The sequence below is a fragment of the Epilithonimonas sp. UC225_85 genome (assembly GCF_042695135.1).
In the GTDB taxonomy this organism is placed as follows: domain Bacteria; phylum Bacteroidota; class Bacteroidia; order Flavobacteriales; family Weeksellaceae; genus Epilithonimonas.
Genome location: NZ_CP170547.1, coordinates 188,821 through 213,781, shown reverse-complemented (window position 1 = coordinate 213,781; position 24,961 = coordinate 188,821). Strand labels below are relative to the sequence as shown.

The following is a 24,961-nucleotide window of genomic DNA, read 5'->3' as shown; positions in this document are numbered from 1 at the left end:
AAAAGTATAATGTACAATGTATTTTTTACAGAATAAATTAAAAATTAATAACCAATAGAAATGTAAAAAGTATCAAGTACAAAGTAAAATGTACTTTTTACATTGTACATCATACATTATACAAAAAAATGAGAGTAGTAATACTTGGAGGAGGCGAAAGCGGCGTTGGTGCTGCGTATCTGGCAAAAGCCAAAGGCTTTGATGTCTTTCTTTCGGATATGGGAATTATCCGTGAGAATTACAAAAAAGAATTGGACGAGCTTGGGATTGATTATGAAGATGGAAAACATTCTGAAGAGAAAATCCTCAATGCGGACTGGATTATCAAAAGCCCTGGAATTCCGAAAAAAGCGGAAATGATTTTGAAGATTCAGGAAAAAGGAATCAGACTTTCTTCTGAGATAGAATTTGCATCGGAATTTACAGATGCAAAAATCATTGCGATTACAGGAAGTAACGGAAAAACGACGACTACTTCTTTGATTTATTACATTTTGAAGGAAGACGGTTTCAATGTTGGTTTGGGTGGAAATATTGGAAAAAGCTTTGCAAAACAAGTTGCTGAGGAGAATTTCGATTATTATGTTTTGGAAGTAAGTAGTTTCCAGTTAGATGATATTCAGAACTTCAGACCACATATTTCTTTGTTGCTGAATTTGTCTAAGGATCATCTCGATCAGTACAATTACAATTATGAAGAATATGCTTTGGCTAAGTTCAGAATTGCTGAAAATCAGGAAGCCGATAATTTTTTCATCTATAATAAAGATGACGAAATGAGTAAATCTCTCCTTGGAAAGTTGGATCTGAAAGTGACTAAAGTGCCTTTCTCATTAAACGAAAGATTAGAAAAAGGTGCGTTTTCCATTGATGAGAATTTTGTGGTGAATATCAATGACGGTTTTACAATGGATATTGATGATTTGTCTTTGCTCGGGAAACATAATGTGGCGAACAGCTTAGCAGCAAGCATCGCTGGTAAACTATTGGAAATCAGCAATCAAAGCATTAGGAATTCATTAATGACTTTCCAGGCAGTGGAACACAGATTAGAGCCTGTGGCCGAAATCAACGGCGTGAAATTCATCAATGACAGCAAAGCGACCAACGTGAACGCCACTTATTTCGCTTTGGAAAGCATGAAGCACCCAGTCGTTTGGATTGTTGGCGGAAAAGATAAAGGAAATGATTATACAGAAATAGAGGATCTTGTAAAAAGAAAAGTAAAAGCGATTGTCTGTCTAGGAATTGATAATCAAAAGATTATTGATTTTTTCAAAGGCAAGAAAGCACAGATTTATGATACTTCAAGTATGCAGAAAGCAGTTGAAATTTCTAAGTCTGTTGCAGAAAAAGGAGACATTGTTTTATTGTCGCCTTGCTGTGCAAGTTTTGATCTTTTCAATGGTTACGAAGACCGTGGAAATCAATTCAAAAAACAAGTTTTAGAAGATATTACAATTAAGAATTAGAATTGTACAAAGTAAAATGTAGAAAGTACATTGTACATCATACTTTTTATATTAATACATTGAAAATAAATGGAAAACCAAAATACAGATAACAAATTCGAGCTGCTGAAAGGAGATAAGGTCCTTTGGTCGGTGATCATTTTGATCTCCCTGCTTTCGGTATTTCCGGTTTATTCTGCAAGCTCGAATCTGGAATATATTGTTAATAACGGAACCACGACAGGCCACGTTATCAAGCATATCATTTTTGTATTGATTGGTTTGGGTATCATGCGTTTTGTAGGAACAGTGAAGTATGAATACATTGGAAAACTGAGCTCTATTCTGCTTTTGTTCACGATTGGATTATTGCTGATTACAATGTTTACAGGACAAAAGATTGAAGGCGCAAGTGCATCGCGCTGGCTCAAGATTCCCGGAACGCCGATTTCGTTTCAGCCATCGTCATTTGCTTATTTGATGCTGATTATCTATCTGTGCAGGTATTTGACCAAAAAGATAAAAAGGGAGAGATTACCGATTGAAAACATTTTATACATCTTCGGACCGATATTAATTGTTTTCGGATTGGTTGCGAAAGACAACGGATCCACAGCTTTGATGATTTTGATGGTTTCAATTGCGATCTTAATTGTCGGTCAGTTGGCTTGGCAGTATGTTGCAGGATTCATCTCGTTATCGGTTGTTTTTGTTGTATTGTTTTTGGTAATTGCGCTTAACACCAATATGCTTGGTGGAAACCGTGTTCACACCTGGATGAGCCGTATAGAAACCTTTACGAATTCCAAGAAAACGACAGATGTTGAAGACGAAAGTATCAAGGCGAAAAATTATCAGGTAATGCAGGCAAAAGCTGCGATCGTTCATGGTGGATTCAATGGGATAGGACCCGGGAAAAGTGCTTTGAAACAGACTTTACCACAATCGGTTTCGGATTTTATTTTCGCAATTATTGTGGAAGAATATGGTTGGATGGGTGCATTTGTGCTGGTCAGTCTTTATATGATAATGATTATCAGGATCGTGATGATTGCCAGTAAGATGCCAGCTTTCTTCGGATCGTTGCTGGTATTGGCAATTGGGTTAATGATCTTTATTCAGTTAACGGTTAATATTGCTGTTGCTGTCAATCTGATTCCGGTTACAGGGCAGCCTTTGCCGCTGATAAGTTACGGAGGAACATCGATGCTGGTAACCTATATTCAGTTGGGAATTATTCTCAATGTAAGTTCAAGAATACAGGTTTATGACGAAGAAGGTTTGGGCAAAAGACAAAGTTTGGAAGAAATAAATGACATCGCTTAAAAGAATCAAGATAAAGTAAAAGAGACAGGTTGAGAATCCGAAGGATTCAATAGTAGCCGTAGGTGAAACCTATGGAATGAGCAAATAAAAACAACGAATCCGTAGGATTCAATATTAATAACCGTTGCTAAAACCAATGGAAAATATGAGCAAAAAACTGAAAATATTACTAAGCGGCGGCGGAACAGGTGGACACATCTTCCCGGCGGTTGCGATTGCCCAGGAGATACGGAAGAGATTGCCTGACGCTGAGTTTTTGTTCATTGGAGCCAACGGAAAAATGGAAATGGAAAAAGTGCCTCAGGCCGGATTTAAGATCGAAGGTTTGAACATCGCCGGATTCGACAGAGGAAATATTCTCAAGAATCTCGGACTTCCATTAAAGATTGTTTCAAGTCTTTTGAAAGCTAAAAGAATCATTAAGGATTTCAAACCGGATTTTGCGATTGGAACCGGTGGATTTGCGAGCGGACCAGCTTTATATATCGCAGCGAAAATGGGAATTCCGACGTTCATTCAGGAGCAGAATTCTTTGCCGGGAAAGACCAATGTCTTCAATGCGAAAAAAGCGAAAGCAGTTTTCACGGCTTATCCGGATATGGAGAAATTCTTCTCAGGAACGAAAACTTATTTCTTAGGAAATCCAATCCGTCAGAATATCATTACCGATTTGATTGATAAAGATTTAGCGAAAGAAAAATTAGGCTTAGATAAAAATAAATTAACGATTCTCTCCGTCGGCGGTTCACTCGGTTCCAGAACTCTGAACAACGGCTGGAAAGACAATTTAGATAAATTAAAAGAAAAAGATTACCAACTCATCTGGCAAACTGGAAAAACTGATTTCGCTGAGATAACTTCCAGGATCCAACCTCCAGCTTCCATCCAAATAAAGGAATTCATCTCCGATATGGCTTTGGCTTATTCGGCTGCGGATGTAATTGTTTCCAGAGCTGGCGCAATTGCAATTTCGGAATTGGCGGTTGCAAAAAAACCGGTTTTATTAGTTCCGTTTCCGTTTGCAGCAGAAGATCATCAGACCAAAAATGCCTTTACTCTGGTGGAGAAAAATGCAGCAAGAATGGTAAAAGATTCTGAGATGAAAGACAAATTCTGGAACACGCTTTCAGAGATTTGTGAGAGTGAGAATGTCAGAAATGAAATGTCGGATAATCTGGAGTTTTTTGCGAAACCAAAAGCAGCCGAAGGAATTGTGGATGAGATAATAAAAACTGTACAAAGTAAAGTGTAAAAAGTACATTGTACATCATACTTTTTACATTAATACAATAAAGAAAAAATGAGCATCTTAAATAAATATCAAAACTTCTACTTCATCGGAATCGGTGGGATTGGAATGAGTGCACTTGCGAGATTTTTTCACGCAAACGGCAAAAATGTTTTGGGCTATGACAAAACACCTACAAAACTTACGGCTCAACTTGGTTTTGAAGGGATTGATATTTCGTTTGAAGATGTGATTGATGAGAAAATTGTAGCGTTCGACAAAGAATCGACTTTAGTGATTTACACACCGGCAATCAAAAAATTATCAATTTTAGATTATTTCGCTAGCGAAAGTTTTGAGATCCTGAAAAGAGCGAAAGTTCTTGGATTAATTACAGAAAATACAGATTGCATCGCAGTGGCAGGAACGCACGGGAAGACGACGACCTCAACGTTGATCGCTCATCTCTGCAAAGAAGCCAATATGCCTTCATCCGCATTTTTGGGTGGCATTTCCGAGAATTTCAAATCGAATTTCGATTATAATGGAAACCAGTTTTCCGTAGTTGAAGCTGATGAATACGACAGAAGTTTCCTAAATCTTTCTCCGGATTGGGCAGTCGTAACTTCCATTGATGCAGACCATCTGGATATTTATGGTGACAGAATTCAGATTGAGGAAGGATTCAGAGATTTTGCGGCTTTAGTTCCGAATGATAATCAGTTATATGTCAGAAAAGGAATTGCGATCGGAAGAGAGCATTTGACTTATGCGGTGAATGAGGAGGCAGATTATTACTCCGATAACCTGAGAATGGATCACGATAAAATCTATTTTGATTTCCATACGCCAACAGAAGAAATCGAAGATTTTGTTTGGGAAATTCCGGGAATTCATAATGTTGAAAATGCCACGGTTGCATTGGCAATTTTGAGCAATTTGGGTGTTGATTTCGAAACTTTGAAGAAAGCAATTGCCAATTTCAAAGGAATCAAGAGAAGATATACAAAACATATTTTCGATAACGGGAAAATTTATATTGATGATTACGCGCATCATCCAACAGAACTGAATGCGGTTATTGGTTCGATAAAAACTTTTTATCCGATGAAGAAATTGTTGGTGGTTTTCCAACCTCATTTGTTCAGCAGAACAAGAGATTTTGCGGAAGATTTTGCAAGAAGTCTGGAAAAAGCTGATGACCTTTTGCTTTTGGACATTTATCCGGCACGGGAAATTCAGGAAAATTATGAAGGGGTTACCTCAGCATGGTTATCGGATAAAATTGAAATTGAAAACAAGAAAGTCTGCACATTACCGGAGACTTTTGAATTGATAAAAGAAAAGGAATTTGATATTCTTTTGACAGTAGGAGCCGGAAATATCGATACGCTTTATGATGGCATTGTGGAATGGCTTCCGAGAGTTTGATTGAACACGAAGCGCACAAAGAGAAATTTTTTAAAGGTCTCACAAAGCCGCTTCGCTTAGAAAAGTAAAAAACAAATGAATGAAAATGAATTATCAAAAATTATTATTGATGCAGGGCTGAAAGTTCATCGCCAATTAGGAATGGGACTTTATGAAACGGTTTATGATCAATGTTTGGATTTTGAATTGAAAAATAGAGGATTAAATGTAGAAAGACAGAAATTTTTATCAATCAATTACGAAGGAATGAAAGTGGAAAATGCTTTTAAAATTGACTTGCTGATAGAAAATAAAGTCGTTATAGAAATAAAAGCACAAGAAATCCTTACAGATTTTAATGCAGCTCAACTTCTTAATTATTTGAGATTGGGTAATTATAAACTCGGGTTGTTATTAAATTTTAATTCGAAATTATTTAAAACTGGAATAAGAAGAATCGTAAACGGGTATATAACAGACTAAGAAATTATAACTAAATCTTATCTAAGCGAAGCGGCTTTGTGAGACTTAAAATTTAAAAAAACTTTGTGCACTTTGTGTTCAAAAATAGTATAAGAAATGAAAAACAAGTGGAGAATATTGAAGATACTCGTAACAGTGGTCCTTTTTGGATTTCTGCTCAGTTTCTCATTGAAGCGTTTCAACGACGCCCAGATGGAGAAGGTGTCTATCAATATGAACCAAGGCAAAACACCGGTTTATTTTGTGGATGAGAAAGACATAAAGGAATTGGTGAAACAATACAATCCGACAAGAAAAATTGGAGACATCAACATTCCGGAATTGGAGAAAAAAATTAATCTAATTCCTTTTGTGGACAGTGCCAATGTTTATTTGAATCTAAATGGAAATCTGAATGTTGACATCAAACAAAGAGTTCCGGCTTTCAGATTGAATAAAAACGGAAAAGATTTCTACGTCGATAAAAAAGGCGTTGAATTCCCTATTTCGAAGAATTTCTCTCTTCCAAGTATGTTGGTAATGGGTGATGTAAAACCTTCAGAATATAAAGAATTAGGAGAATTAATAGAAAAAATAGACAAAGATGATTTCAGCAAGAGATATTTCATTGGAATCACTAAGGAAAAGGAAGATTATAACTTACTGACAAGCGAGGGAAATTACAAAGTTGAAATCGGCGACCTTGATAATATTGATTTTAAGGTCAAAGGATTTAAAACATTCGTTGAGAAATACCTGGTGGATCAAAGTCCGGAGAAATACAAAAAAATATCATTGAAATATGAGAATCAGATTGTGACAACACTGAATCCATATTTCAAGGAAAATGACAGCATTCTGAAAAATGCACCAAAAATTGAAATCAAAAAACCGGAAGAAACGCAAACTCATACATTGGCATCAATTCCAATAAAGCGGGAAGTAAAGGAAAAAAAGCCCGAACCAAAAAAAGAGATTAAGAAAGCAGAACCCAAAAAGGAGACTGCAAAACCGAAAAAAGTAGAGAAAAAACCAGAAGCTAAAAAAGTTTCTACCAAGAAAAAAGAAACAGCTTCCAAAACAAGTGATAAAAAGAAAAAAGCAAGAGTAGTTGTAGAATAGTCCCAGAGGGACAAATGTTAGTAGCGCAGGGTGAAACCCTGGGGAATGTAGAGAAAGCTATTTTAAAATATTAAAAAATCAAATCGAGCATATAATGGAAAATCAAGAGTATTCAGTAGGTCTGGACATTGGAACAACGAAGATCGTTGCCATTGTCGGAAGACGAAACGCTCACGGGAAAATTGAAATTCTGGGCGTTGGGAAAGCAAAAAGTTTAGGCGTTCATAAAGGGATTGTCAATAATATTTCCCAAACCATCAACTCCATCAAGTCCGCTGTTGCAGAAGCGCAATCCAGCGCTGGCGTTCCTATTCATAAGGTAACGGTTGGAATTGCAGGCAAACACATCCGTTCGCTTCAGCATTCGGATTATATTATGAGAGATCATCCGGACCAGTACATTACGGAGGAAGATATTGAGAAACTAAAAGACCAGGTGAAGAAATTGGTAATGCTTCCAGGTGAAGAAATCATCCACGTTTTACCTCAGGATTATAAAGTAGATTCCGAAGGCGAAATCCAGGAACCAGTCGGGATGCACGGCAAAAGATTGGAAGCTAATTTCCACGTAGTTGTGGGACAAATGGGCTCTATTAGAAACATCGCGAGATGCGTTCGTGAAGCTGGTTTAGAAATGGAAGCTTTGACTTTAGAACCTTTGGCGTCATCCGAAGCGGTTTTGACTAAAGAAGAAAAAGAAGCAGGTGTCGCAATTGTTGATATCGGTGGTGGAACGACTGATATTGCGATTTTCAAAGACAACATCATCCGGCATACCTGCGTGATTCCTTACGGTGGCGGGATTATCACCGATGATATTAAGGAAGGATGTTCAATCATCGAGAAACACGCAGAACAACTGAAAGTGAAATTCGGTTCGTCTGTTCCTGAACTTGAAAAAGACAGTACGTATGTGACGATTCCAGGATTGCACGGCCGTCCGGACAAAGAGATTTCGTTGAAGGTTTTGGCTCAGATTATCAATGCAAGAGTTGAGGAGATTCTTGAAATGGTGAATACAGAACTGAAAGCTTACGGTGCCTTCGAACAAAAGAAAAAACTGATTGCCGGAATCGTTTTGACAGGTGGTGGTTCCAATTTGAGAAACCTTCGTCAGTTAGCGAACTATACAACCGGTTTCGATAGCAGAATTGGTTTTGCTAATGAATATGTTGCAAATGATAAGAATCAATATCTGAAAGGTCCTGAATTTGCAACTTCCATCGGTTTGTTAATGGAAAGTCTGAAGATCAGAGATAAAAAAACTTTAGTAACAGAAGAAGAAATTATCGAAGAACTGAAGCCTCAAATCGAAAATGCAATCCAAAATCAGGTTCCGCCTCAGGAGATTCAAACACCTCAGCAGAATCAACTAGAAGAAATTGCAAGACATAAGGAAGAGGTCAAAAGAAACAGACCAACCTTCGGACAGTCAATTCTGGATAAAGTAAAAAAATTCTTTGAAGAAGTAGAAGAGTAAAATATATATAAAGATCAGAGATAATTGATTATGACAAGCGTATCGTCAATTATCATTAATCAATTATCAACTAAAAAATATAACACTATGGACAATATAACAAACACACAAGGTTTTTCATTTGACCTGCCAAAAGGGAATTCTTCCATCATCAAAGTGATTGGTGTCGGAGGTGGCGGAAACAACGCTTTGAAGCATATGTACGAGAAAGGGATTTACGGTGTAGATTTCGTGATCTGTAATACAGATGCTCAGACGTTGGACAACAATCCGGTTTCTAATAAAGTGCAGCTAGGGATTTCTATGACAGAAGGTCTTGGTGCAGGCGCCGATCCGGAAGTAGGCGAAAAAGCAGCGATTGAAAGCATCGATGAGATCAAAGCGGCTATGGGACAAAACACCAAAATGGTTTTCATCACGGCCGGAATGGGCGGTGGAACGGGAACTGGTGCTGCGCCTGTGATTGCAAAAGTAGCAAAGGAAATGGGAATCCTTACCGTTGGGATCGTAACCGTACCTTTTAGTTTTGAAGGAAAAAGAAGATTGGACCAGGCAGAATTAGGTCTTGAAAAATTAAGAAATAATGTTGATTCTTTGATTGTCATTAATAATGATAAATTAAGACAGCAATTCGGAAATCTTGGTTTCAAACAAGGATTTTCTAAAGCCGATGAAGTTTTGACAAATGCTGCAAAAGGAATGGCAGAAGTAATCACAGGTTATTTTGATGTTAATATCGATTTCCGTGATGCAAAATCTGTCCTTGCAAATTCCGGAACTGCATTGATGTCAACCGGCGTTGCAACCGGCGAGAAAAAAGCGGAAGAGGCAGTGAAAAAAGCTTTGGATTCCCCATTATTGAATGACAACAAAATCACTGGCGCTAAAAATGTTCTTTTGCTGATCAGAAGCGGTGTTTCCGAAGTGACGATGGACGAGATCGGCGTTATTATGGATTATATCCAGAAAGAAGCTGGTCATACGGCAGACATTATTTTTGGGGTTGGAACAGATGAGGAATTGGGCGATGCAGTAAGCGTTTTGGTAATCGCAACAGGTTTTTCCAACGAAGATAAAAAGCATACAGGAACAACAGAAACTATCAAATATTCTTTGGACGACAGACCAAATTCGTTTTCAAGAAACAGAGAATCCCCTTTCAAAAGCAGACTTCAGGAAGAGTCAAAACCACAAACTGAATCCGGGAAAAACTTTTTTCGTTTAGAAGATGATGAGGATTTCGGATCCTCTAACTTTCCTACTAATTCATTAGCCGAAAGTTTGGTTGAAGAACCAATGACAGAAATCGAAACGATTGAAAATGAAGAAATTCAGCAATATTCTAATGGTTATGTGAACGAAGAAAAAAACGAATACAATCTTTTCACATTCGAAGAAGATCATAATGAGGATTTTGATTTAGAACCGCAGTCTTTTAGTTTCGAGGTTGAGGAAAAGCCAAAAGCATCTTTCAAAACTGAAGAAGTGGAAAAGCCTGTAGAAGTGACTTTTACAATTAATGAGTCTTCGACTTACGAAGAATTTCCTGTCATCGACAAAGAAATCGTTTCTGAAGTTAAACAAGAAATCATAAATGAGATTGTTGAAGAAAAAATTAATGAATCTCAACCAAATAGATTTTCTTTCGCAGCCGAAACTAAAGAAGAAATTGTAGAAGAAAAAAGATCAGAACCGGTACAGGAAACAGAAAGTGGATTCACTTTTTTTAATAAAACGCCCGACGCTTCCAAAGCTTTGGACAGAAGAAACAAGCTGAAAGAATTCAATTCACGTTACCAGCAATTGGATAATGAGAACGTGTTCGAAACAGTTCCTGCTTTCAAGAGAAAGAATATCGTTATCGACGGTGCTAATGCCTCAGACCAGAATATCAACACTTTTTTGTCTGATAACAACGGAAGTATGCAGCTGAGAGAAAATCGTTTCCTTAATAAAGATGTAGATTAATCAATTTAACAATGTATTAAATGTACCAGTCTAACAATTTTTCATATTGGTAAAATGTTACATTGATATATTATTAAAATAAAAAATTATGAGTTTAGAACTTACTATAAACGAGGCGATAAAAACTGCAATGAGAGAAAAAGACAGAATTGCTCTGGATTCTCTTCGTGCCGTGAAAGCGCAAATATTATTACTGAAAACCGAAGCTATTGGTGCAGAAGTTTCAGCAGAGCAGGAAATTGCAATTTTGCAAAGAATGATCAAGCAGAGAAAAGATTCTTATGATCAGTTTACTGCGCAGGGAAGAACAGATCTTGCGGAAGTTGAGGAAGCGCAATCCAAAGTGATCGAGAAGTTTCTTCCACAACAGCTTTCTGCAGAAGAATTGGAATCGGAAATTAAAACCATTATTTCTGAAACCGGCGCAGAAAGTATCAAAGATTTAGGAAAAGTAATGGGAACTGCATCTAAAAAGCTTGCAGGAAAATCTGACGGAAAAAGTATTTCCGAAATGGTCAAGAAATTACTTTCTTAAAAAGTTGTCGGTTGATAGTTGTCAGTTGATAGTATTTTGGCTATCAACAATCAACTAAAAACAAACAACCAAACACAGATATACTTAATTTGCATATCGATTTGATTGAAGCTCAAAATCCCAGGATTTTGAGCTTTTTATTTTTGAATTGTTTTTTTTATTAGATTTGAGAAAACTAATTCAACAATGAAATTAATCAAATGTTTAATATTTAGAACAAATATTTTAATCTGTTTAATGATTAAATGTATTTTATTTATAAATGTTGTGTTTTTCATAAATGTAATTTATTCACAGCCTCCAATTCCGCCACTTGTTCATCACACAACCAATTGGTTCGGCCCAAATGCCAATCCTGTCCCGGAATTTACAAATGCAACCATCCCGGAAAAGACAATTTTCACCGTTTTTGGAGATTATTACTATGGATACGGCGACAAAACTCAAAGTATTACAGCAAAAATAGAAGTCCCTCTGATCTCAAACAAAGTTTCCGTAAAAGCCTGGATCGTTCCTTTTGAGAAATATAATGTGACGGATGAAGTTTTTAAAAGACGGAATATGTTGGTGGAAAAATCGGGGACGGCAAGTGGAGATTTATATGTACAAACCAGAGTTTCCCTGATTTCGGAAAAGAAATATAGACCAGCAATAATTTTCAATGCAACTCTTAAAACCGCTTCCGGGAGTAACTTCAAAGACAGAAGATTTTTCAATACTGCCGGATATTATTTTGATACCGAAATTGGTAAATCTCTTCATGTCAACAATCCTATTCTGAAAGAAATAAGGCTTGTCGGCAACCTTGGATTTTTCTCCTGGGATGTCCAGACTCCGGGACTTAATGTTCAGGATGATGCCATAATGTATGGCGCAAAACTGATTCTCAGAAATGATAAGGTCGGTTGGGAAAATACTTATTCCGGATATTCCGGCTGGCTGAGAAGGGTTCCTGATTATGGAGATAAGCCTGTTGTTTTCGCTTCAAAACTTAATTATTATGATAAAAATTTCACGGCATTTGTGCAATATCAGCACGGCATAAGATATTTCCCCTTTGATCAAATCAGAGTTGGCGCAGACATTCCATTGGCTTTCCTGACGCCTCATTTTTCCAAATAGCAGGCCAAAATGGCTCAATAGATTTTCGGTATAGTTTTAATAGAATCATTAATGTAATAATCAAAGTAATATTTGATTAAATTTGCATTTCAAGAATTAACCTAAAATATATATTAATATGTATCCAGCAGATTTAGTATTGCCAATGAAGGCAGAACTTACAGATAAAGGTTTTGAAGACCTTACAACACCAGCAGAAGTTGATGCCGCACTTAAACAGTCGGGAACAACTTTATTAGTTATCAATTCCGTTTGTGGATGTGCAGCCGGAGCAGCAAGACCAGGCGTAGTTTATTCTCTTACGGGCGAAAAGAAACCGGACCATTTGGTAACAGCATTTGCCGGATTTGATACGGAAGCTGTAGCAGAAGCAAGGAAATTACTTGCGCCGTTCCCTCCAAGTTCGCCTGCAGTGGCACTTTTCAAGGACGGAGAATTGGTGCATATGCTTGAGAGACACCATATAGAAGGTAATCCTGCGGGCGCAATAGCTGCGAATCTTCAGGCCGCCTTCGAAGAATATTGTTAAAAAACGAAAAACCAAAATAGAAATATTTTGGTTTTTTTATGACTATAAATGAAAATCACTCTTTATAGTTTTTATAATTTTTTAAATTTGCAAAAAAGTAAAAATGTCAGACCATCAAGCCAGTTATCTATTTTCAACAAGGACCAGCCACGAGTTGGCGGAAAAGATTGCCCAGAGTTACGGGCAGCCACTTGGAAAAATTAATTTTCAACATTTCAGTGACGGAGAATTCGAGCCGGTATTGGAGCAGTCTGTAAGAGGAGCTCGTGTTTTCCTTATTGCATCTACGTTTCCGCCAGCAGATAACCTTCTGGAATTGTTGTTAATGATCGATGCTGCAAAAAGAGCATCTGCTAAAAATATTACAGTTGTTATTCCTTATTACGGTTTGGCAAGACAGGACAGAAAAGACAAACCAAGAGCGCCAATCGGAGCAAAACTGGTTGCCAATCTTTTGACTGCGGCCGGTGCGACAAGAATTATGACGATGGATCTCCACGCAGATCAGATCCAGGGATTCTTTGAGATTCCTGTGGATCATCTATATGCTTCTACCATTTTTGTAGATTACATCAGATCTCTTAACCTTGATAATTTGACGATTGCTTCGCCAGATATGGGTGGTGCAAAAAGAGCAAAAAATTATGCCGGACATTTGGGAGCCGATGTTGTAATTGCTTATAAGGAAAGAAAAAAAGCCAATGTTATTGAGGAAATGTTCCTCATTGGTGATGTAAAAGATAAGAACGTGATTCTTATTGATGATATGATCGATACAGCAGGTACACTTTGCAAAGCAGCAGATATCCTGATGGAAAAAGGGGCAAAGTCTGTAAGAGCAATGGCCACGCACGGTGTTTTATCCGGCAAGGCTTATGAGAATATAGAAAACTCTCAGCTTTTGGAAGTTATTGTAACAGATTCTATTCCTCTGAAAGAAAATAGATCTTCAAAAATCAGAGTTTTGTCTTGTGCAGAATTATTTGCTGATGTGATGAAAATGGTGCACGAGCACAAATCCATAAGTGAGAAGTTTATTATTTAAAAAAAATTAATATCTTTGCACCCTTAAAATAATTTTATACAAAATGAAATCTATTACAATTCAAGGTACAAAAAGAGAAAGCGTGGGCAAAAAGTCTACTAAAGCTTTACGTGATGCTGAATTAGTTCCTTGTGTTGTTTACGGAGGTACAGAACCATTGAATTTTTCTGCTGAAGAAAGATCTTTCAAAGGTTTGGTATACACTCCTGAAGCACACACGGTATCTATTGAAGTTGACGGACAAACTATCCCTGCTGTTCTTCAGGACATCCAGTTCCACCCGCTTACAGACAAGATCCTTCACGCTGATTTCTATCAGTTGAGTGCAGACAAACCGGTTATTATGGAAGTTCCTGTAAGAGTTACAGGTCGTTCCAAAGGTGTGGTTGCCGGTGGTGTTCTTAGACAAACTTACAGAAAACTAAAAGTAAAAGCAATCCCTGCTAACTTGCCAGACGAGATCGTTGTGGATATTACACCGCTTAAGATCGGAAACAAACTTTATGTTGAAAGTCTTAAAAATGACAAATACACATTTATGCACCCGGACAATGCAGTAGTAGTAGCTGTTAAAATGTCTAGAAATGCTAGTAAAAATGCTGCAGCAGCAATGGATGATGATGACGAAGAAGAAGTAACAGAAGGTGGAGCAGAAGCTGCAACTGAAGAAACTTCTGCAGAGTAATTATTTATCTGTAAAAATAATATCAACCGTTTCGTTTTATTACGAGACGGTTTTTTTATATTTACGTCAATTATAAAAATTTTAATTTATGAAAAAACTTTTATTTTCTATTTTATTGGCCTCGGTTATGGGAAGTGCTCAAACTGTTTATACAGAAAGCTTTGAAGATGTAACAGATTTATATGGTGCAGGCTGGACTTTGTATAATGATGCCAATACACCTTACGGAACTTATGCTTCTTTATTTTCTAATGCCTGGGAAATTGTCTCCTGGACAGCAGAAAGCGGAAATACGGTTGCGACCTCGCCGTCTTGGTTTACAACGATTGCGCCGGCTGACAGATGGCTCATTTCACCAGCTATTACGTTGCCGACAAATTCAGCCATTGCCTTGGAGTTCTTTGCAAGGTCTCACGATACCAGCCCTTATGATGATGGCTTCAAACTGAAAATTTCCACAACCAATACTGCAAAAGCTTCGTTTACAAATGTTTTATCTGTAGCACATGCGGTCAATTCTCCAATTATAGACCTTAATCCATATCAGGTTGACTTATCTGCTTATGCCGGTCAAACAGTTTATCTGGCTTGGGTCAATGACTATACTAACGGAAATCTTCTGAGCATAGATGATATTGATGTCGAAGCTACACCTCTAATGGCTGTAAATGATATCAATAAAAAAGATTTAACCTTGTACCCAAATCCTGCAACAGATTTTTTCACGATCAATAATGCAACTGATGTTGTTTCTGTTAAAATTTATGACTTTTCAGGAAAAGTTGTTAAAACACAATTAGAATCAATTGATAACAAATTCGATGTTTCTAATCTTGAAAAAGGAATTTATACAGTTTCCATTAAAACCAAGTCGGGGACTATCAGCAAAAAAATGATTAAAAAATAATATTAGTTACTCAAAATTACAAAGGATTACTTGATAAAGTGATCCTTTTTTTTTGCCCAGATTTAATTTCTTACGACAACTTTTGTCGTTATCCATTGTTAATTTTGTCTCATTAAATATCAAAAAATGGACAATATTACACAAACCAGAATAGAAAAACTTCATCCGCTTATAAGAGATGAGGTACAAAAAATCATCACCGAATGTGATTCTGCACTTACCGGCAGAGCAAAAATCAGAATCACACAAGGGCTGCGAACTTTCGAAGAACAGGTCCAACTGTATGCAATCGGACGAACAAAACCCGGCAAGAAAGTAACCAATGCAAAACCCGGACAAAGCATCCATAATTATGGATTGGCAGTGGATATCTGCTTGATAATCGATGGCAAAACAGCAAGCTGGGACACCGCAAAAGATTGGGACAATGATCAGATCGCCGATTGGTACGAATGTGTGAAGATCTTCGCAAAGCACGGCTGGGATTGGGGCGGAAACTGGAAAACCTTCAAAGACCTTCCTCACTTCGAAAAGAAATCCATCAAAACCAAAACCTCCGAAATCAAAATTTCCTGGAGAAAACTCATCAAACTTCCGAAAGACAAAAATGGATATGTAATTTTTTAAAATCAATTTTTATTGCGACGAGTTTTGGCGTTACCCTCATTTACTTTTGGATCATAATAATTTTAAAACCAATTGTATGAATAACTTATTAAAAGATATTGAAGATTTTGATGAAGAAAGTCAGAAGATTTTAAAAGACATAGCAAGTTCTGGAAAAGCCCTTAACTTTAAAAATCAGCCAGGAACTCTTAAAAGTATAGCATTAGAAAATAATTCTACTGACTACAGAAGCCCTTTCCACGATTACAGAGAAACACCATTGGGTTATTCTTATCTCACAGACAACCCGGTTTCCATATTTGCTTCTACCGGTATTAATGAAAAAGGAGAAAAAGGGATTGAATATTATGCGGAAGTTCAGCCCTGCAAAAACGGCTCTGAAGTATATCGTAATTCTGAAGCTAATGCCAGAAAAGATCAGGCTCTTTTTCTGTTTTATGAGAAGCCTGATGTTACGAAATCCAATTTTGCAGGACCTTTTTACATAGCCAGAATGGGCGGTTATTTTGTTTCGATGTTTAAGTATTTTCCCAAACCCATTCCATCCAAGATTAATGGAAAGTTTTTTAAAGATATTACCTCTTTGCAGGATGAAGCTTCCTATCTGTCGCAGCTTGCTTATACTTATGAAAAGGATAAGATTGATGCAACAGCTGTTTATCAGGCTTTAAGAAGAGAATATCAGTATTTGACAAATGATAAACAGCTTGATGAACTTCTTGGAAATATATCTTCCATTCCTGCAGATGCCATTGGCTGGTGTGCGGATAAGCTAGAAAATCTTAAGCCTTCGGAAAAGAATTACGATCCTGAGTCTAAAGAATATACACCCATAATTCCTGTTTTGGGAGTTCCTGTTCCTGTAAATATGAGCAAAGCAGCTCAGTTTTTCGAAAATTTGGGGGATAATCCTTTTGTTCAGGGAGCAGACGCCGCATTTACAAAAGTCTGGGACTTGGTAAAACAGGCAGCAAGTAAAATAAAAGATGCCTCTATAGAACATCTGCCGGAATCTTTTAAAAAACTTGTCACCAAAATCAATGGTATTATTAATACGATTAAGGATTTCCTGTCGGATGCTATAGATTCCATAATAGATTTAGACTTAGAAATTCTGAAATTAGCGAATGCTTTTTATTGCGGGATTATAAGTGGTCTTATTAGCCTGTTGCAATGTCTGCTTTATATTCTGGAATTTCTTCTGCAGCCTACTCTTACATTTTCTTACAAACAATATCTGGAAAGAAGAGACCTGTTGGAAAAAGCAGAAGATGTACTGGACTGGATACATGAAAATGGACCCAAATTTCTGCAAGGCGTAAAAGATCTTTTTAAAGGAAGCGGAGATTTTTCTCTCTCCGATATGGAGGGCGCTTTGGACAAGATGAAGGCCTATTGGGATGGTGTCTCCCGTTATACGGTTGCTTTTTATGTAGGCGTTCTTGGCTTTGAAGTTCTGATAAACGTTCTGCTTCTTTTCTTTACAGAAGGAGCCGGCAATGTGGTAAAAGGTGCTACTTATGTGGAGAAAATGGCAAGTCTGTTGAGGACATTGGGCAAAGAAACTGTTTCTGTGGTAACAATGGGGATTACGGATTTATTGGCTTTTCTCTCAAAATTTATTATTAGATTTGGGAAAGCCTGTGCAAAAGGTTTCAGAGGTTTTATTAAATTTATAGAAGAATTGTTGCAGGGTGCGAAGAATGGCGCGAAAGCAGAAGATCTGGCAGAGGATGTTCAGGATATTGAGGAAGTGATATTGAAAGGTAAGAAACCAAGAAATATCTTTGACATTGGCAGAAATGTTAGATTTGGGTTTAGGGACTTAGGCATAGAAATAATTGCCAAAGCAGACGGCTACCTTCTGAAATGGAAAGAAAAACCAATCTTTAAAGGAGACCACAGAGAGTTAAGATATTTTTGGGAGAAGATTCTGCAACCTAAAATAAGGACTGGAACTGGAGGAGTATTGAAATATCTTGAAGTTCTTTCCCGAGATATGCTTGCTCAGGAACATAGTATGTCTTGTGCAGCAGCCTGTATCAGACAATTAGCAAAAGATAAAGGAATTGAAATGAGTGAGGCGGCAATAAGAAAGTTGGCTGGAACTACTGAAGAAATGGGGACTTTTGAAAAAGGAATGTCTGATGCAGCAAAAAAGATTTTCAAAGATAATGAGTTTAGTGAAGGAACAATAGACCACATTCCAGTTGAAACATCTGAATTAATTAAAATATTAAGCAAAAAAAATCCTTGGATTGCGTGGATAAAAGAATCTCCCAATGGAGGAAACCACGCAATTATTATTGATAAATTTGAAAATGGATTAGTACATATTAGAGACCCTTGGCCAATTGAAGGAATTTCAAAAGGAAAAGGAGTGAAAGCAACTATAAAACTTGAAGATTTTGAAAGCGCTTGGAATAGAACAGGTAAATATGCTTTTTGGTTTAAAAATTAAAAATTAAAATATGAACATTAATAAATTACAAGAAGAGTTAGAGAGTTTAGGATACTATTGTTATCAAAAAAATGGTGCATTGTTTTCCGGAATTAAAGGAGATTCTGGACCTATTGATGGAACATTTGTTTTAAACAAAACATTTGGTATTACTCTTTCAAATAAATTAATAATAAGTTACTTAGTTGGTCAGATTTCAACAGAAAAAGAATTCAAAACCATTGAAGAACTCTTAAAATTTATAAGGCAAGTTTTCCCGATAGAGAATTAATCTAATTATTATAACAGAACCATTTTTTACTTCAAAAGTGGTTCTGTTTTTTTACGAAAGCCTGTGCGAAAGGCTTTAAAGGTTTTATTAAATTTATAGAAGAATTGTTGCAGGGAACAAAGAATGGAGCGAAAGCAGAAGATCTGGCAGAGGAAGCGCAGGATATTGAAGAGGTAATACTGAAAGGTAAAAAGCTACAGAAAGGTGGAGGAGATATTAATAAAACTTTTGCGGAAAATGCAGGAATTAAAATAGAAAGATGGATAAGTGAAACTAAAGTTTTTGGACAGTCTGCTGATAATACCTGTGCTGCAACTTCATTAAGAATGGCAATGGATGATAGAGGTTTTGTATTGAGTGAAGATTATTTAGCAGGATTGTTAGAAACTCAAAAAAATGATGGAGCTTCTATTTTGGATATACCAAAACTTTTTGATGAGAAGCTGTATTACTATGAAATGACAACTATTGCAGAAGAAGATATTAAATTTGCCAAGCTATTGGAGAAATTAGAACAAGGAGATAAGGCAATTGTAAGTGTATATAAAGATGGATTTGGAAGTGCCCATGCAAAAGTATTAGAGAAAGTTGAAAATGGAAAGGTCTTTTTGAGGGATCCATTGCCTATAAATCAAGGAGCTTCTTATGTTATGAAAATGGAAGATTTTGAAAATATCTTCAATAAAAAAGCAGTAATTATAAAAAAATAAAAAAATGACAGAACAAGGGCAAATACGATATAACATAAAAGGGGAAAAACCGTCGAAAGGTTATCAAATTGTAAGAGTAAGAAATATTAATAATGCTAAAGAAGTATTAGATAATTTTAGGAATGCTGTTTTAGTAATTTTAAAAAACAAAAGTTTAAATGACGAAGACCCTGAATGGAAGAAATTAATTCCTCAAGGAATTGCAGATAAATTGGAACAATTGAATAGTGAGGATAAAAAATATGATGAATTATTATTTAGCGTTAATTCTAATATTGATGACTATCAAAGACTCAAGAACTGGGAATGGTATAGTTCATTAGAAGTAGAAAAAGGGTTTGATATTATTGTAAAGGGTAAATTTAATGCAGGAAAATTCATTAATTTTATCCATTGTCAAAATGTCCCTTTAGGTAATATTAGGATTATAGATGCCGATAAGCAGGAGATTTATGAATTAAAGACTATTAAAGATTATACAACGTATAAGATTTTAAAGTAACATAATACTTAAAAACAAACTACTTCCGAAAATAATAAGAAGTGGTTTTTTATAAAAAATAACCGTAATATTAATATTTAATAAATTGTTATAAGATGAAAAGCTTTTTTTCTTTATTGATTACTTGTGGAATGAGCATGATGTTGTTTTCACAAAGTAAACAGAATATCGAAAATGATATAAAAGATATTGTCAGCTATTTGAAGGATGATAATTTGAATTCATTTTATGATAAGTTTGAAACTTATGACCAATATATCACGACCTACCTAATAAAAGGAGATACATTGAGTTATAACAAATTGACGGACAGCTCAAATTATAAATATTATAATACAAGTTATAAAGATAATATTCTTAGAAGTTTTCTTGACTGCAGAAAAGATTATTTGAATGATGATAAAAAATTGAGAATAGATTGGAATCGTGTAGAATTAAAGCAAATATTAATCGAAGAATTTCCATCCGATAGCAATAGTAAAACTGAAAAATTTGTTAACGCAAAGATTTTAATTAGTGAACGAAGAAATAAAAATGATTACATTATAAATGTTGGATTAAATTATTCAAAATTAAGAAAACTAATATCATTTCGATTTTTAGAAAATATCTATACAGGCTTCCCTACCATAGAGAGGTACTTAAAAATTAAAACTGAAGAAGAGAAATTAATATTAAAAAATGCCAACATTATATCTAGTCATCAAGGCACTTTGAAACGTTATGAACCTTCAGAATCTGATTCTAAAAATCAATTTCAAAAAACATATATATCGGAAGACGGACATTCTTCTAAATTGGTTTTGAATTTTGAAAAAAATGATGATAATACTGTTCTAAAAAGTGTAGAAAGAATAATAGGTGATAACATAAAGCACACCCAATCATTTAGTAGATGGGAAAAGTGGAACGGTATTTTAGTTTTCAATCCCTATAAAAGCAAAACCACTTGGTATATTTATGAAAATGATAAAAAATTAATTTGTTTTTCTATTGATTCGGACATTATTGATGTCAATAAATTAGAAAAATTCATTTTAAAACAAACAAAAAATGAATAATTCTATATTACTCCCAAATAGCATAGATTTGCAACCTGTGCTTTAACATAAATAAAATTAATGCGGTTGATACAACCATCTATGATATTCGATGTTGCAGATAAGAGACATACAATCTCCAATATCAGATATGCCATTTCCAATAATGGAATCGCCAGATCCAATATAAGATTCGCCATTTCCGCTAATAAATATGTTGTTTCCAATGATGGAATTGTCAAATCCAAAATATGATTTGCCATTTCCATTAATAGATTTGCCATTTCTTACATTAAAAAGAATATACCAAGGAATTCATTATTTTTGTTTTCTGTTGACTATTTCGATAAAAAATATTGCTGATTTGCATCCTGCCTATGATTATTTTAATATATTTGTGTGTATTCGTTTACTAATATCAACAATAAAAACCACACAAATGAGTAGAACAAAAGGAAGGGTAGTCCTTGGTAAAAACCCAAAAGAAAATCTCGACGTAGCCCAAAAGATTTATGACAAGCATTTAGAATTAGGCGGACAAAGCCCACTGCTGCTGTTAGACGACATCGACTGGAAAACAACAGGCCCCAAAATAGCCGTCGGTCTCCAGGCCCATACAGACGCCGAGTTTCACAAAGGAGAGATGGAGAAGCAGTACGCCGCAAGAGACCTGCAGATGCCGGATATAACCAAAGCCGTGAAGCAAAGCATCGCCCTGCTGAAAGCCACCTTCGGGGACAATCCCAAAAAACTGGCAGACTGGGGCGTGAATATAGATGACTCTCCGAAGTCCAAAACAACCAAGCCTTAAAACAAAATAAATATTTACAAGCCGTTCATTTTTTTGATCGGCTTTTTCTTTTCAAAAAATCCAAAACAAAATATATCACGTCAACTTCTGTCGCTATCCACATCTACTTTTGTAATATCAAATCAATACATATTATGCAAATGAAAAAGATAACGATACTTTCTTTGGATGGCGGCGGTATCAGAGGGATTATTTCCTGCATCATACTCCGTTATTTGGAAGAACTTCTGCAGCAGAAAGACCATCCGAATGCAAAACTCGGAGACTACTTCGATATGATTGCGGGAAGCAGCACCGGCGGAATCCTCGCCTCAGTTTTACTCTATCCTGATGAGAATAAAAAAGCCAGATATTCCATCAAAAAAGCTTTTGAACTTTATACCGAAAAAGGAGGAGACATCTTCAATGTTTCTCTTTGGGAAAGCCTTGTGAATCCGTTTGGATTGTTCAGCGAACGTATTTCTCAGGACAATCTGGAGAGACAGCTCAAGGATTTTTTCGGAGATCTGGAACTCAAGGATTTTATAAAACCATCACTCATCACCAGCTATGATATCGAGAACAGAAAGGCAAAACTCTTTAATACAATTAATGCCCAGCAAAGCCAGCAGAATTTTTTGGTGAGGGATGTTTGCCGTGCAACTTCTGCGGCACCGACTTATTTTGCGCCGGTTCAGATCAAATCAAAATACGGACAATTTTTCAGTCTTATAGACGGCGGAATGTTTGCCAATAATCCTGCTCTGTGCGCCTATGCAGAAGCCAGAAAAATGCCTTTTGCAACGATCTTCCAAAACCCCTTCAAACCAAATTATCCGTCTGTAAACGATATGATGATTGTCTCTATTGGAACAGGGACGGAAATGAAAACTTACCCAATCAAGAAATATCGAAACATCGGAAAGCTCGCCTGGGTAGGGCCAATTATAGATATTCTGCTTTCTGCCAATGCCGAGACGGTGGATTATCAACTCAGCCAGATGTTTATGACTTTGGGAAAACGCAATCAGCAGAATTATTACAGGATCAATCCTTCCCTCAAAACCGCTTCTCCGGAGATGGATAATGTGAAAAAGAAAAACCTGGAAGCTCTTATACAGGCAGGATTATTCTATGTGGAGGAGAATAACATATTGCTGAACCAAATCGCGGATAAATTAATTAAAAATAAAATATAACACGACGAGTTTTGGCGTCTCCGCAGAATATCTTTGGCTTATAGAAAAAGGACAAAACACAATTGATGAAGACAAAAAATAAAATTTATTACGACGAGTTTTGGCGTTAGCGCCAACTACTTTTGGATTATAATTAAGGCCTTAATTAAATAATCAAATCACTTTTAAAAATCAACTTGAATGTTAGCCGTAAAAAGCTGATGAAAACCACTATTACCCAATCACAAAATATTAAAATGCAAAACACATTAGAAAACACCATAGAAAAATTTTCCCACGAACCGATCTACAGCATCGAGTGGGAAGATATTGAGAACACAGATCTGGATTATGAATATGATCTGGATGAGATAGAAAACTTCTTTCGGGAAGATTATAACGAAAACATTATTTATTAACACTTTAAATTTTAACAAAATGACAACAAAAACAGTACTAAAAACCTACTTTGAAACCAATGATACACCAGATCAGGATGCTTTTTATGAATGGATGGATTCCTATTGGCATAAGGAAGATTTGATCCCTGCAGAAAGTCTGGACATCAACTTAAATACGACTTTTGCTCCGATTTCAAATTTAAAATATGGAACACAAAACCCACCAAACTTGACAGAATTGACAAATCTAGCAATAAAAAGGGGTGATTATTATGTTCAGACCAGTAACGGTTCGTCTACAGGGACAGAGGTACAGAGAGCTTTATTCAACGGCGTCCAGCTTACAGAGTGGACAGTAACAACTGCTGTATGGAATGGATTGAGTGCTGAGCAAAAAAATGCAGTTAAAATAATAAATGTAATGCCTTAAAAAATGAGTAAAAAATATAAAGACGGAATCACGCCTATTGTTTTAGGGATAAATAAAAACAGACAGGTTGTTTCTGGGAATCCTAATATTATATTAGACATAGTAAAACCATCATCCTCTGGATTTAATATAGCTTACACCTTTACAGTAAATTCCAGTCAAAATTATTTTATGGTTTATTTTAAGGATATAGTGAATAAAATTACGACGGGAGAAAATGTTGCATCAGTAATAAGAGATATTTCAGACTCTCAGGACGATTATCTAAATCCTTCTAATTCAAGTAATCCAGCTTACATTTTTTTTCCAGGATATTCGACGATTACTTCATTTACTGTTACGTGGAAGTATGCTAATGGAAGTTTGAATAATATGATATTCAAACTCCCACACCCGGAATTAACGACAGTGACTGCTTTTTATAATATTAGAAGCTTGCATGCAGGTATTAGCCCGAGTCAGGATGTATCTTATTTACCAAAATTAAGAATGTTCTCAGGAACCTATACCTCAGCTTTGAAAGGTTTACAGGCTTTAACAAGATTGTATGTAAACGTAACTTTCAATTCCACAATCAATGACGAGTTTTCTCAGATTTCAAATTTTCCGGAATTAAGGCAATTATCAGGATTAATAATTGGACTAGATTTAAGAAAATTCTGGAATGGTAACCCTAATAGAATGTCGGTAAATATGGGAGATTTTGCTGGAACATCTGTTACTTATACAGGAGGAGCTAATTTTCCGCAAGTAATTTCAGATGGAGGAGGTTTTAATGTTGATTTTATCTACTATCATGGAATAAATACAGGAACAAAACTTACAGGGACGGCATTATCAAGGTTTCTTATTGATTTTGCTAACAAAGTAACATCAGTCACATCAGTAAATAAAAAAATGCAATTTAGTGGATCAACTTATGACTCGGCTTACGAAGATCCTGATACCAATAAACCAATCAGAACGGCTTTAGCTGCGATTACAAAGATAACTGGAAGTGCGGCTACAAGTGGGTTAGGAATAACTTTATCATTTTCTTAAAATTCAAAAACGATGAAAATACTTACAAAAAAATATGCATTGGTGTATGATGAAGAGTCTAAAGCAATAATTTTTAAACTCAATAATAACTCATCGGAGTTTCCCACCTATCCTGCAGGAGATGCTGTAGGCGTAGAGTTCGACACAGAACAGGAACTGGAAGATTACATCTCAGAACATAATCTCACAGAATAATTTGCCCTTCTCGCACACGAGAAATTAAACAACAACAATATCATT

General features: G+C 36.0%; 27 protein-coding genes. 26 read left to right on the top strand and 1 reads right to left on the bottom strand.

Annotation, left to right across the window (positions count from 1 at the left end; genetic code table 11):
• Positions 1–128: 128 nt before the first annotated feature.
• From murD to ACFJGY_RS00995, 20 genes are all read left to right on the top strand, one after another.
• Entirely contained in the window at positions 129–1,472 is a 1,344-nt protein-coding gene (murD, locus tag ACFJGY_RS01090) for a UDP-N-acetylmuramoyl-L-alanine--D-glutamate ligase (RefSeq protein ID WP_379967034.1), read from the top strand.
• 69 nt (positions 1,473–1,541) lie between these two features.
• Positions 1,542–2,777, top strand: coding sequence for an FtsW/RodA/SpoVE family cell cycle protein (locus ACFJGY_RS01085; protein WP_379967031.1), 1,236 nt, complete (start codon positions 1,542–1,544; stop codon positions 2,775–2,777).
• A gap of 145 nt (positions 2,778–2,922) precedes the next feature.
• The gene (murG, locus tag ACFJGY_RS01080) at positions 2,923–4,029 is read left to right on the top strand and encodes an undecaprenyldiphospho-muramoylpentapeptide beta-N-acetylglucosaminyltransferase (RefSeq protein ID WP_379967028.1); all 1,107 of its coding nucleotides are present in this window, start codon (positions 2,923–2,925) and stop codon (positions 4,027–4,029) included.
• A gap of 48 nt (positions 4,030–4,077) precedes the next feature.
• The gene (gene murC, locus ACFJGY_RS01075) at positions 4,078–5,436 is read left to right on the top strand and encodes a UDP-N-acetylmuramate--L-alanine ligase (RefSeq protein WP_379967025.1); all 1,359 of its coding nucleotides are present in this window, start codon (positions 4,078–4,080) and stop codon (positions 5,434–5,436) included.
• 75 nt (positions 5,437–5,511) lie between these two features.
• Positions 5,512–5,898 (top strand): GxxExxY protein, encoded by a 387-nt coding sequence (locus ACFJGY_RS01070; RefSeq protein ID WP_379967022.1) that lies wholly within the window; start codon positions 5,512–5,514, stop codon positions 5,896–5,898.
• 96 nt (positions 5,899–5,994) lie between these two features.
• Complete coding sequence (locus ACFJGY_RS01065) at positions 5,995–6,999, top strand: cell division protein FtsQ/DivIB (RefSeq protein WP_379967019.1); 1,005 nt, start codon at positions 5,995–5,997, stop codon at positions 6,997–6,999.
• A 94-nt stretch (positions 7,000–7,093) separates the two neighbouring features.
• Positions 7,094–8,479 (top strand): cell division protein FtsA, encoded by a 1,386-nt coding sequence (gene ftsA / locus ACFJGY_RS01060; RefSeq protein ID WP_379967016.1) that lies wholly within the window; start codon positions 7,094–7,096, stop codon positions 8,477–8,479.
• 87 nt (positions 8,480–8,566) lie between these two features.
• A complete protein-coding gene (ftsZ, locus tag ACFJGY_RS01055) occupies positions 8,567–10,447 on the top strand; it encodes a cell division protein FtsZ (RefSeq protein WP_379967013.1) in 1,881 nt (626 codons plus the stop codon).
• 88 nt (positions 10,448–10,535) lie between these two features.
• Entirely contained in the window at positions 10,536–10,982 is a 447-nt protein-coding gene (locus ACFJGY_RS01050; protein WP_379967010.1) for a GatB/YqeY domain-containing protein, read from the top strand.
• A 267-nt stretch (positions 10,983–11,249) separates the two neighbouring features.
• Positions 11,250–12,104, top strand: coding sequence for a hypothetical protein (locus ACFJGY_RS01045; protein WP_379967007.1), 855 nt, complete (start codon positions 11,250–11,252; stop codon positions 12,102–12,104).
• Between the two features lie 118 nt (positions 12,105–12,222).
• Entirely contained in the window at positions 12,223–12,633 is a 411-nt protein-coding gene (locus tag ACFJGY_RS01040) for a BrxA/BrxB family bacilliredoxin (protein WP_379967004.1), read from the top strand.
• A 103-nt stretch (positions 12,634–12,736) separates the two neighbouring features.
• A complete protein-coding gene (locus ACFJGY_RS01035; RefSeq protein ID WP_379967001.1) occupies positions 12,737–13,678 on the top strand; it encodes a ribose-phosphate pyrophosphokinase in 942 nt (313 codons plus the stop codon).
• Between the two features lie 43 nt (positions 13,679–13,721).
• Positions 13,722–14,363: a 50S ribosomal protein L25/general stress protein Ctc gene (locus ACFJGY_RS01030; protein WP_379966998.1), complete on the top strand. Its 642-nt coding sequence runs from the start codon at positions 13,722–13,724 to the stop codon at positions 14,361–14,363.
• Positions 14,364–14,451: 88 nt separating this feature from the next.
• Positions 14,452–15,270 carry a choice-of-anchor J domain-containing protein gene (locus ACFJGY_RS01025; RefSeq protein WP_379966995.1) on the top strand — a complete coding sequence of 273 codons (819 nt, stop codon included), beginning with the start codon at positions 14,452–14,454 and terminating at the stop codon, positions 15,268–15,270.
• Between the two features lie 126 nt (positions 15,271–15,396).
• Positions 15,397–15,897 (top strand): M15 family metallopeptidase, encoded by a 501-nt coding sequence (locus ACFJGY_RS01020; protein WP_379966992.1) that lies wholly within the window; start codon positions 15,397–15,399, stop codon positions 15,895–15,897.
• Positions 15,898–15,973: 76 nt separating this feature from the next.
• Positions 15,974–18,358, top strand: coding sequence for a cysteine peptidase family C39 domain-containing protein (locus ACFJGY_RS01015; protein WP_379966989.1), 2,385 nt, complete (start codon positions 15,974–15,976; stop codon positions 18,356–18,358).
• Positions 18,359–18,368: 10 nt separating this feature from the next.
• Positions 18,369–18,629, top strand: coding sequence for a hypothetical protein (locus ACFJGY_RS01010; RefSeq protein ID WP_379966986.1), 261 nt, complete (start codon positions 18,369–18,371; stop codon positions 18,627–18,629).
• A 104-nt stretch (positions 18,630–18,733) separates the two neighbouring features.
• The gene (locus ACFJGY_RS01005) at positions 18,734–19,339 is read left to right on the top strand and encodes a cysteine peptidase family C39 domain-containing protein (protein WP_379966983.1); all 606 of its coding nucleotides are present in this window, start codon (positions 18,734–18,736) and stop codon (positions 19,337–19,339) included.
• A gap of 4 nt (positions 19,340–19,343) precedes the next feature.
• On the top strand, positions 19,344–19,841 hold the full coding sequence (locus tag ACFJGY_RS01000; protein WP_379966980.1) for a hypothetical protein: 498 nt from the start codon (positions 19,344–19,346) through the stop codon (positions 19,839–19,841).
• Positions 19,842–19,936: 95 nt separating this feature from the next.
• On the top strand, positions 19,937–20,902 hold the full coding sequence (locus ACFJGY_RS00995) for a hypothetical protein (RefSeq protein WP_379966977.1): 966 nt from the start codon (positions 19,937–19,939) through the stop codon (positions 20,900–20,902).
• 2 nt (positions 20,903–20,904) lie between these two features.
• Here the strand turns inward: ACFJGY_RS00995 and ACFJGY_RS00990 are convergent, their stop codons facing one another.
• Positions 20,905–21,165 (bottom strand): hypothetical protein, encoded by a 261-nt coding sequence (locus tag ACFJGY_RS00990; protein WP_379966974.1) that lies wholly within the window; start codon positions 21,163–21,165, stop codon positions 20,905–20,907.
• A 155-nt stretch (positions 21,166–21,320) separates the two neighbouring features.
• Here ACFJGY_RS00990 and ACFJGY_RS00985 point away from each other — a divergent pair, with 155 nt between their 5' ends.
• From ACFJGY_RS00985 to ACFJGY_RS00960, 6 genes are all read left to right on the top strand, one after another.
• Positions 21,321–21,692 (top strand): hypothetical protein, encoded by a 372-nt coding sequence (locus tag ACFJGY_RS00985; protein WP_379966971.1) that lies wholly within the window; start codon positions 21,321–21,323, stop codon positions 21,690–21,692.
• Between the two features lie 140 nt (positions 21,693–21,832).
• Entirely contained in the window at positions 21,833–22,870 is a 1,038-nt protein-coding gene (locus ACFJGY_RS00980; RefSeq protein ID WP_379966968.1) for a patatin-like phospholipase family protein, read from the top strand.
• A gap of 236 nt (positions 22,871–23,106) precedes the next feature.
• Positions 23,107–23,268 carry a hypothetical protein gene (locus tag ACFJGY_RS00975; protein WP_379966965.1) on the top strand — a complete coding sequence of 54 codons (162 nt, stop codon included), beginning with the start codon at positions 23,107–23,109 and terminating at the stop codon, positions 23,266–23,268.
• A gap of 19 nt (positions 23,269–23,287) precedes the next feature.
• Positions 23,288–23,680 carry a hypothetical protein gene (locus ACFJGY_RS00970; protein WP_379966962.1) on the top strand — a complete coding sequence of 131 codons (393 nt, stop codon included), beginning with the start codon at positions 23,288–23,290 and terminating at the stop codon, positions 23,678–23,680.
• 3 nt (positions 23,681–23,683) lie between these two features.
• Positions 23,684–24,721 carry a hypothetical protein gene (locus ACFJGY_RS00965; protein ID WP_379966959.1) on the top strand — a complete coding sequence of 346 codons (1,038 nt, stop codon included), beginning with the start codon at positions 23,684–23,686 and terminating at the stop codon, positions 24,719–24,721.
• Between the two features lie 12 nt (positions 24,722–24,733).
• Entirely contained in the window at positions 24,734–24,916 is a 183-nt protein-coding gene (locus ACFJGY_RS00960) for a hypothetical protein (RefSeq protein WP_379966956.1), read from the top strand.
• The last annotated feature ends 45 nt before the right edge of the window (positions 24,917–24,961 follow it).